6 protein-coding genes are annotated in these 8,671 nt (G+C 71.9%); 5 read left to right on the plus strand and 1 reads right to left on the minus strand.

Going from position 1 to position 8,671, the window contains the following annotated elements:
• Window positions 1–554: 554 nt before the first annotated feature.
• The 3 genes from ETD83_RS36190 to ETD83_RS36200 all read left to right on the plus strand — a co-directional run bounded on the left by ETD83_RS36190 (window position 555) and on the right by ETD83_RS36200 (window position 3,290).
• Window positions 555–1,811 carry an SseB family protein gene (locus ETD83_RS36190; RefSeq protein WP_171064641.1) on the plus strand — a complete coding sequence of 419 codons (1,257 nt, stop codon included), beginning with the start codon at window positions 555–557 and terminating at the stop codon, window positions 1,809–1,811.
• Window positions 1,808–2,176 carry a hypothetical protein gene (locus ETD83_RS36195; RefSeq protein ID WP_138649714.1) on the plus strand — a complete coding sequence of 123 codons (369 nt, stop codon included), beginning with the start codon at window positions 1,808–1,810 and terminating at the stop codon, window positions 2,174–2,176. The genes ETD83_RS36190 and ETD83_RS36195 overlap by 4 nt, the downstream gene beginning before the upstream one ends.
• A 112-nt stretch (window positions 2,177–2,288) precedes the next feature.
• Entirely contained in the window at window positions 2,289–3,290 is a 1,002-nt protein-coding gene (locus tag ETD83_RS36200) for a hypothetical protein (RefSeq protein ID WP_138649715.1), read from the plus strand.
• Here ETD83_RS36200 and ETD83_RS36205 read toward each other — a convergent pair whose 3' ends face one another.
• Entirely contained in the window at window positions 3,291–4,103 is an 813-nt protein-coding gene (locus ETD83_RS36205) for a TrmH family RNA methyltransferase (RefSeq protein WP_138649716.1), read from the minus strand.
• A gap of 647 nt (window positions 4,104–4,750) precedes the next feature.
• Between ETD83_RS36205 and ETD83_RS36210 the strand changes: the two genes are divergently transcribed.
• Window positions 4,751–7,186 (plus strand): substrate-binding domain-containing protein, encoded by a 2,436-nt coding sequence (locus ETD83_RS36210; RefSeq protein ID WP_138649717.1) that lies wholly within the window; start codon window positions 4,751–4,753, stop codon window positions 7,184–7,186.
• A gap of 370 nt (window positions 7,187–7,556) precedes the next feature.
• The coding region (locus ETD83_RS36215; RefSeq protein ID WP_138649718.1) for an RNA polymerase sigma factor at window positions 7,557–8,671 on the plus strand (1,115 nt) is incomplete at its 3' end.

Genomic DNA, 8,671 nt, shown 5'->3' on the forward strand with positions numbered 1-8,671 from the left:
CCGCTGTCCCGGTCGCGCCCGCCGTCCCCGCGGAGCCCGACGCACCGGCCGCGCAGGGTCTCGGCGCCGGCCTCCCGGGCGATGCGGTGCAGGAACGTCCGCGCGGCCGCCACGCGGGCCCGCCCGAGATCCCACCCGAGATCCCGGACGAGGCCCCGCGGCCCGGCGTCCACGGTCCCGCCCCTGCGGCCCCTCAACCTGCGGAAACCGTGCTGAATGCGCCGGACGTGCAGAGCGTTCCGCTCGCCGAGGCCGCGCCCCAAACCACAGCTGACGAGCCTGCGCCGAGCGCGAGCGCCGGGCCGGGCGACGCGGCGGAAAGCCACCCGGCACCGTCCGAGATTCCGGATACGAGCGAGGCACCGGGCAGGCACGCCGCCGGTCCTCCGCCTGGTGACCCCGGGGATGCGCGCGCTTTCCCGGAGACGTCGACCGGCGAAAGCGACGAAACACACGACGGTCGCCCCCTGGCAGACGTCCAGGAGGCCCCTGGAGTCGCGCCGGGGCCGGGCGCGGGCGCGTCCGAGCCGATGGGGCCGGTCGGCCACGCTGACATGGGCGAGGACGTCGCGCCCGGCACGGAGCCCAAGGGCACGGCCGGGTTCGAGGGCGCCGCGCCAGGTGGACGGCCACTGCGGGCCGTCCGTGAACCCGAGCCCGAGTTCGAGGCCGGGAACCGGATCGACCAGGAGCTGTACGAGGCGGCGTCGACCGGCGACTCCGACGCGTTCCTGCGGGTGCTGCTGAACGCGAACGTGCTGGTTCCGATCCCGGAGGACGCACCGCTCGAGGTGACGCCGGTGCAGCGCGAGTTCCGGTGGGACGCGGCGCTGCGGACCGAGTCCTCTGTGCAGGTGTTCACCTCGCTGGTGCGCCTGCGCGAGGTGCTGCCGGAGTCGCGGTTCGTGTACGCCGACTTCCGGGAGCTGATCGGCGCGTGGCCCCGGGACGGGTGGGCGATGCTGCTCAACCCGGGGACGCACATCGGCGCGTCGCTGCGCGGCGACCAGGTGCGGGAGCTCAGCGAGTGGGCGGCGCGGGTCGGGCTCGTCCCGGCGCGGCCCGAGGTCCCGCCCGTCCGGCAGACCGCGCCGCAGCCGCGGCCCGAACCGGCACCGCAGCCGCAGCCCGAACCGGCACCGCAGCCGCGGCCCGAACCGGTGCCGCAGGCGCAGCCTGAGCCGGTGCCACAGGCGCGGCCCGAACCGGTGCCGGAAGCGCGGCCCGAGCCGGTGCCGCAGGCGGTGCCCGACCTCGACGACCGCGGCGCGTCGCCGGCGATCATGCAGAAGGTCGTGCCGCACGGGCATGTCGCCTGGTACCTGGAACAGGGCTACGACCGGGTGGGCGGCTTCGTCCACCTGACGGGCGACGTGGGCGAACTGCAGGCGCCCGTCCAGTTGTACGAGGCGCTGGGGCTGCTGTACGAGGGGTCGCCGTTCTCCCCCGGCGACGAGGGCGTGTACGTCATCCGGTGGCCCGCCTACTGTCCCGGCCTGTACCGCATCCCGTTCGGCGGACGGGACGAGGAGGAGCTGGCCATCTGGGGCGACGCCGGATGGGTGATCGAACGGCCCCCGTTCGTGGGCGGCGGGTTCGCGCCGGGCAGCGCCGGTTCCATCCGCGAGTACAAGGTGGACAGCGTCCGGCTGCCGTTCGGGGCGGAGATGTACTACCTCGGCGGCGACCGGTCCGAGCGGTTCGTGGCCATGTACGACCCCGACCGGCTCGCCTGGCTCCGGCCGGACGCGAGCGCCGACGCCTCGGGCGGACGGGACGCGTCCGGCGGACGGACGGAGGCCGCGCAGTGATCAGGGACGGGTACGTCGCGCGCTGGCTCGGCCGCGACTTCGAGGCCGCGCCCGGCGCGGACGGCGAGGTCAGGCTGTACGCGCCCGGGCCGACGGACGGGTTCGAGGAACTGCGTCCCGGCCGGTACCGCCGCGTCGTTCCCGCGTCCGAGATCGAAGACCTCCGCTACGTCCGGACCACCTGCCGCTGGCGCGGTGAACGCTTCGTCGTCGTGGGCGAACACGAAACCTGGCTGCGGGTCGAATATTCAGGCGGGCGCGCGCCGGTCGCCGAAAGTCTCGGGCTGGAACGCATCGACCTGGGAGTCTGGCAGACCTGGGCCCCCAGATCGGAAGTTGAAGATGTTCGTGAAGAGTTCACATGATTCCGGATGGGGTTGATTTGGGCCTTAGTTCCGTGTTCGCTTGTGTCCCGAGGCGATCCCTCGAAGCGATGACACATGCGCTCAACGGCGACGCAACGGAGGTGCTGCGGCAGTGATCTGCCGATCAGCGGTCATACCCACCATCATCGGACTCGGCGCGGCCGCCGTGGTCGCCGCCGGCGGCGCGACCGCCGTCGCCGGTTCGGCGGACCCGACGCTGGGCATCACGGTCACCGCGGAAACGAGCAACGTGGGGGCCGACAAAGAGGCGAAGGTCACCACGTCGGTCGTCATCGAGGGGGGTAGCACCCCGTCGAAACTCCACATCACCGGCGTCAAGCTGACGGCGGTACCCGCCAAGGGGAACCCGGAGGTCACGAAGGGCTGCGACGGCGACCCCCCATGTGATCTCGTCGGCCCGGACGGGAAGCTGCAGAAGGCCGAGTCCACCGTGGTCCTCAAGGACACCAAGATCACGGACAAGGTCACGGTGAAGGTCGAGATCACCGTCGAGGGCACGGTCGATGAAAAGGCGGTGACGGGCACGGGCAGCGGGAACGTGGCGTTCGCCCCCCTCCCGATCGACACGTCGCCACCGCCCTCGACCTCCAAGCCACCGCCCTCGACGTCCAAGCCGCCGCCCTCGACGAAGACGAGCACGGAGAAGCCGTCGTCCTCGTCGTCCGGAGGAGGCAGCACCAGCAGCGGTTCCGGCGGGTCTGGCGGCTCCGGTGGTTCCGGCGGCGGCGGCACGTCCGGCTCAGGGTCGACGGGCGGTTTCATCCCGCCGGCGCCGAACTCGTCGTTCGACCCGCGGAACCCGCAGGTGGCGCTGCCGCCGATCACGAGCCCGAACGCGCCGAACCCGTCGGTCGCGCCCGGCCAGGTCGCGACGCCGCAGAGCCGGCTGCAGGGGAACAAGGCACCCGTCGCGCAGGACCTCACGTTCGAGCGGATGGCGAGCACGCAGATCGCATGGCTGGCCGCGCTGATGGTGGCGTTCTCGCTGCTGCTGACGCAGGCGCGGCTCGGGCGCAAGCGCCTGCCGGCCGAAGCCGCGAAGCGGACGAAGGGCACGCACCGCCGTCCCCGCCACGGCAGTTTCGGCAAGTGATCAGCGAGTGAGGCTGTAGCACGCGATCGCGGCGGCGGCCACGACGTTGAGGGAGTCGACGCCGCGGGCCAGGGCGTCCTCGCTCATCGGGATGCGGACGCGGTGGTCGGCCTCGTGGAGCCAGCGGGACGACAGCCCGTCCCCCTCGGAGCCCAGCAGAAGCGCCCTGCGATCGGCCGTTTTCACGTCGTCGATGGGCACGGCGTCGGGCGCGGGAGTCAGCGCCAGAAGCTGGAAGCCGTGTTCGCGCAGCGTCGACAGCCCGTTGTGCCAGTCGGTCATGCGGGCGTACGGGAGCGCGAACACCGCGCCCATGGAGACCTTGACCGAGCGGCGATAGAGCGGGTCGGCGCAGCGCGGCGCGAGCACGGCGGCGTCGACGCCGAGGGCCGCCGCGCACCTGAAGATGGCCCCGATGTTCGTGTGGTCGACGATGTCCTCGCAGACGATGACGCGGCGTGCGCCGGTGAGGACGGCACCGACGGCCGGCAGCGGGAGACGTTCGAGGGACGCCAGCGCACCGCGGTGGACCTGGAATCCGGTGACCGATTCCATGGTGGCGTCGTCGGCGACGTAGACGGGGGCGTCCAGGCCGTCCAGGACGTCGGCGAGCGGCTCGAACCAGCGGCGGGCCATCAGGAGCGACCGGACGGGGTGCCCGGCGGCGACCGCGCGGCGGATCACCTTCTCGCCCTCGGCGAGGAACAGCCCGTGCTCGGCCTCCAGGCTCTTGCGGAGGTTCACGTCGCGGAGCCGCACATAGTCCGCGAGGCGCGGGTCCGCGGGGTCGGAGACGGGAACCAGGCTGGCCATCCCCCAAGTCTCCCGCAGGAAGCCAGGGGCGATGGACGCGGCCTCACCGCACCCCATTTCCCCCTGTCAGAAGCGATAACCGATGATCACGGCACCTCCCTTCCCGGGCGGCCTCTTCGCGCGGGCCAAACGGTGCCGGGTGATCGAGGAAAGCCGTAAACGGTCACGCGCATGGCGCCCTTCGAGGCGTGCCACCGGCTCCTCAACACGCGTCAACACCTGAGGTGGAATATGCGGGACGGTGACGCCCGGGGCACGGATGGCCGCCCGGTGCGAACGGTCAACGTCGCGAAGTCTTCCCGGAATCCGGTTCGGTCCCGGTGGATTCCCTCCAAGGTCCCGCGGCGACTGTGATGGTTCTCTCCGTGGCCATGAGGCGGACACGGAGGTCACACGGAAGGGAGCGCGGCGGCTCCGGCCGGATCCGGCCGGACGGCGGGCCTCTCCGGCCCTGAGCTGCGCGCGGACGGGGAGCGAGTGCAGCGCCACGCCCGCGGGGCGTGACCGGCCTCGGGCGGGTTCGCCAGAGATGAGACATACGCGCATGACCTGCGTCATTATCACTTTTGAGTTCTTTGTAACCTCTAGTTCGTACTACTACAGTGCCGGGGAACATCGGTGGGTTTCTGGTGAATCGAGGGCAGGGCATGAGCGGACGTCATCGCAATGACTTCCCCGAGGGGCCGGGCGAGGGCGGGCACGACCCGTCCACGCCCGTCTTCGGCCCGGCCAACGACGGGTCCGCCGACTGGTTCGGAGCGCGGGACAGCCAGGGCCGGCCGATCGGCCCTCCACCTGTGGGCCCGCAGGGCTCGTCGCCCGGAACCCCGCCGGGGACTCCGCCCGGAGCGCCCGGGGCGTCGGGCGAGACGCCGGAATGGTTCACGCCGCGGCGGTCGGGCGAGCAGCCCGTGTACGGGTCCGGTGGGTACGGCCCCGGCCCGGAGGCCGGTGGGTACGGCGGCGCCCCGGAGGCAGGCGGGTACGGGGCAGGGGCCGGTGGCGGATACGGCTTCGGCGACCAGACCGCCGGGAGCCGGGAGGGGCCGCCGTCCGAGAGCCCCTCCTCCCCGCTCGCCGGGACCGGATACAGCGAATACGACTCCATCCGCAGCTCCGGCGAAGGCCGGGCGGCGTTCTTCGGCGGCGGGACCGGCGGGCCGGGTGACTCCGGCGGTTACGGCGGGTCCAGCGGTTCTGGGGGTTATGGCGGTGGCGGCGGTGGTTACGGTGGCGGGTCCGGTGACTACGGCGGGTCCGGCGACTTCGGTGGTTCCGGTGGTTTCGGCGAGTCGGGCGGTCACGGCGGCGGATCGGGCGGTTACGACTACGGGCGGTCCAAGCGCAAGCGGAGCGCGTCCGCGCTGATCGGGCCGATGGCCGGGGCCGTGGGCCTGGCGCTGCTGCTGGGCGTCGGCGTGTACGCGTTCGCCGAGAGCGGCAGCGGCTGCTCCGGCGGCGACGCGATGAACCTGACCGTCGCGGCGGCGCCCGACATCGCGCCGGTCGTGGAGAAGGCCGCCGGGCGGTTCAACGACTCCAAGCAGAAGGCCGGCGGCAAGTGCGTCGTCGCCACCGTGAAGAAGGCGGAGCCGTCGTCGGTGTCGACGCTGCTGTCCGGGCAGGGCGTGGCGAACCCGTCCAACGCGCGTCCGGACGTGTGGATCCCCGACTCGTCACTGTGGGTGTCGCTGGCGCAGTCCGGCGCGGGCGAGGGCGGCGGCCAGGGGGACGCCGCGTCCACCAAGCCGGGGACATCGGTCGCGACGAGCCCGATCGTCGTCGGGCTGCCGCAGTCGCTCGCGGCGAAGCTGAAGCAGCAGGGCATCACCGCGAGCCCGTCCTGGGACAACCTGCTCAAGGCCGCGGGCGGCGTCGCGGGCGGCGCGGTGACCAAGAACCAGATGATCCCGGCGGGCTCGGTGCGGCTGGTCGTGCCCGACCCGATGAAGAACGCGGCGGGCATGGGCTCGCTGATGATCACCAGCACGCTGCTGGCCAACGACCCGAACCGGGACTCGATCTTCACCGGCATCGTCCGGACCGTCCGGGAGAGCACCGTCCCGGACGTGGCGGCGGAGTTCACGCACTTCCGCAAGGGGCGCACCGGCAAGCAGCCGATCTCGCTGTCGTCCGAGCAGGCGCTGTGGAAGTACAACAGGACCGGGCCGGAGGAGCCCGCGGTCGCGCTGTACCCGCTCGAAGGCACGCTCTCGATGGACTACCCGTTCACCGTCACCAGCGAGGACGCCGGCAAGCAGGAGGGCGCCCGCCTGCTGGAGAAGGCGATGAGCACCGAGGCCACGCGCAGCGACGTCCACGCGGCGGGGTTCCGCACCCCGGACGGCAGGGCGCCGAACGGCTTCGACCAGAAGGCCGGCGTCAGCCCCGCCCGGCCGCGGCAGCTGCCCGCGCCGAAGAGCGCGGACGTCGCGAAGATCATGCAGGCGTGGTCGAAGCTGACGCTCGGGCTGCGCATGCTCGTGCTGATCGACGTGTCCGGCTCGATGGCCGAGAAGGTCGGCCCGAACCTCAACCGGCTGCAGGCCATCGCGCAGGTGTCGCAGGGCGGGCTGAGCATGATGTCGGACGACACCGAGCTCGGCCAGTGGCTGTTCTCGACGAACATGAACGGCGACAGGCCGTACAAGGAGATGATCACGATCGGCCCGCTCAACGAGCGGATCGGGTCGAACACGCGGCGCGGGCTCTTCCTGTCCACGCTCCAGCAGATGCGGCCGAAGCCGGACGGCGACACCGGCCTCTACCGGACGTTGCTCGCCGCCTATAACGGGATGAACAAGAGCTACAAACCGGAGTTCGGCAACTCCATTCTGCTGCTGACGGACGGGAAGAACGACGACCCCGGCGGCCCCACGCTGCAGGCGACGCTGAACCAGCTCAAGGGCATGCAGGACCCGAACAAGCCGATCCAGGTCAACATGATCGGTTTCGGCGCGGGCGTGGACCGCAACGAGCTGCAGCAGATCTCCCAGGTGACGAACGGCAGCGTCCAGACCGCGATGACGCCGGCGGAGATCCAGAAGATCTTCCTGAAGATGCTGTCGCGCCGCATCCAATGACCGCCATCCGCCGATCCCCTTTGGTGATCAGCGGTGATCATGCGATTGCGCCAGGTAGTTCTGGATTTTTTCCTTCGATCCGTGTCAACCGGCCGCGGGAGTCGACCGTCAATTCAAGTGGAGGCCCGACGGGGAGCGGGGCCGTCGGGCCTCCGACCCGCTTTCCCCTGGCCCACGTCCAGGATGAGTGAACCGTCCTCATTCCCGGCGGGGCCGGCGGGTGCGATTCCCGGCAAGCCGGTCGGAACGGCTCCAAAGCCACCGTTCGGAAGGCCGGGGCAGGGAGAGCGCGTTCGCTCCCCATCAGATCTTCAAAACCCGTCCCTGACGATGTGGACGAGGATTCTGACTAAGCCCGCAGGAGGACCTTGTGTCCGGATGGCCCACTCTCGACCGCGCCGACGACGAGCGCCTGGCACGGTCGCTGGCCGCAGGCGATCCAAGCGCCCTCATCCAGGTCATGGATCGTTACGCGGCACGCCTGTACGACTACTGTCACGCTCTGCTGCGCGACCAGGACCAGGCCGCCGGGGCGCTGCACGACGCGCTCATCGCCGGCTACGCGCACGTTCCGCTCGTCCGCGAGCCGGACCGCTTCCGCGGCTGGCTGTACGCGCTCGTCCGCAACGAATGCATGCGGCGGCTGCGCGACCCGCTCCGGCCCGCCGAGCGCCGTGAGGCGCCCGAGGTCGAGGAGGGCTTCCTGGACGACGCCGAGCTGGCGCAGCGGCAGGACGTCCGCCAGTTCGTCCACGGCGCCCTGTCCGGGCTGCGCGGGCGCGAACGCGAAGCGCTCGACCTCGCGCTCCGGCACGGCCTGGACGTCGTGGAGATCGGCGGCGTGATCGGCATCGACGCCGAGGCCGCCACGGATCTGACCGGCGAGGCCCGCGCCCGCCTTGAGGACGCGCTCGCCGCGGCGTCCATCGCCCGCGACGGACGCGACTGCCCCAGCGTCGCCGCGCTCGCCGACGACGGCGGATGGCCGCTGCCGCCGCCGGCGGTCCGCAAGCTCGTCCACCACATCGACACGTGCCCGACCTGCATAGCCCGGCGCGACCGGACGATCTCGGCGCCGCGGTTCCTGCAGGTGCTGCCCGTCGCGATGATGCCGACCGACCTGCGCGGCCTCGTCATGGCCACCGCGACCGACCCGGCGCTGGCCTCCGACCTCGCCGCGATCGCGCACCGGGCCGAGCCGTTCGACGCCTGGGGCTGGCCTGTCAGCATCGAACGCGCCGCCCCGCCCCCTGCGTCGAGGAAGGGCGGCCCGCGCGCGCTCTGGCCCGTTCTCGCCGCCGTCGCGGCCGTGTTCGTCATCGTGGTGAGCGCGTTCTACGTCATGTCCGACTCGCCCGGCGAAGGGGCGAACGCTCAGGGCTCGCCGAGCGGGCCGTCGGCGTCCATCGGCGACTCGGCCCTGCCGACCGATTCCGAGGAGCCGCCGGACTCCCCGACGCCCACGGAGAGCGACACCCCGACCCC

The sequence above is a fragment of the Actinomadura soli genome (genome assembly GCF_005889715.1).
Lineage (GTDB): Bacteria > Actinomycetota > Actinomycetes > Streptosporangiales > Streptosporangiaceae > Spirillospora > Spirillospora soli.

Excerpts from the sequence above, each read along its gene's own strand:
- ETD83_RS36190 (WP_171064641.1), top strand. The coding sequence starts at position 555 with ATGGGCGAGGACGTCGCGCCCGGCACGGAGCCCAAGGGCACGGCCGGG.
- ETD83_RS36205 (WP_138649716.1), bottom strand. The coding sequence starts at position 4,103 with ATGGCCAGCCTGGTTCCCGTCTCCGACCCCGCGGACCCGCGCCTCGCG.
- ETD83_RS36210 (WP_138649717.1), top strand. The coding sequence starts at position 4,751 with ATGAGCGGACGTCATCGCAATGACTTCCCCGAGGGGCCGGGCGAGGGC.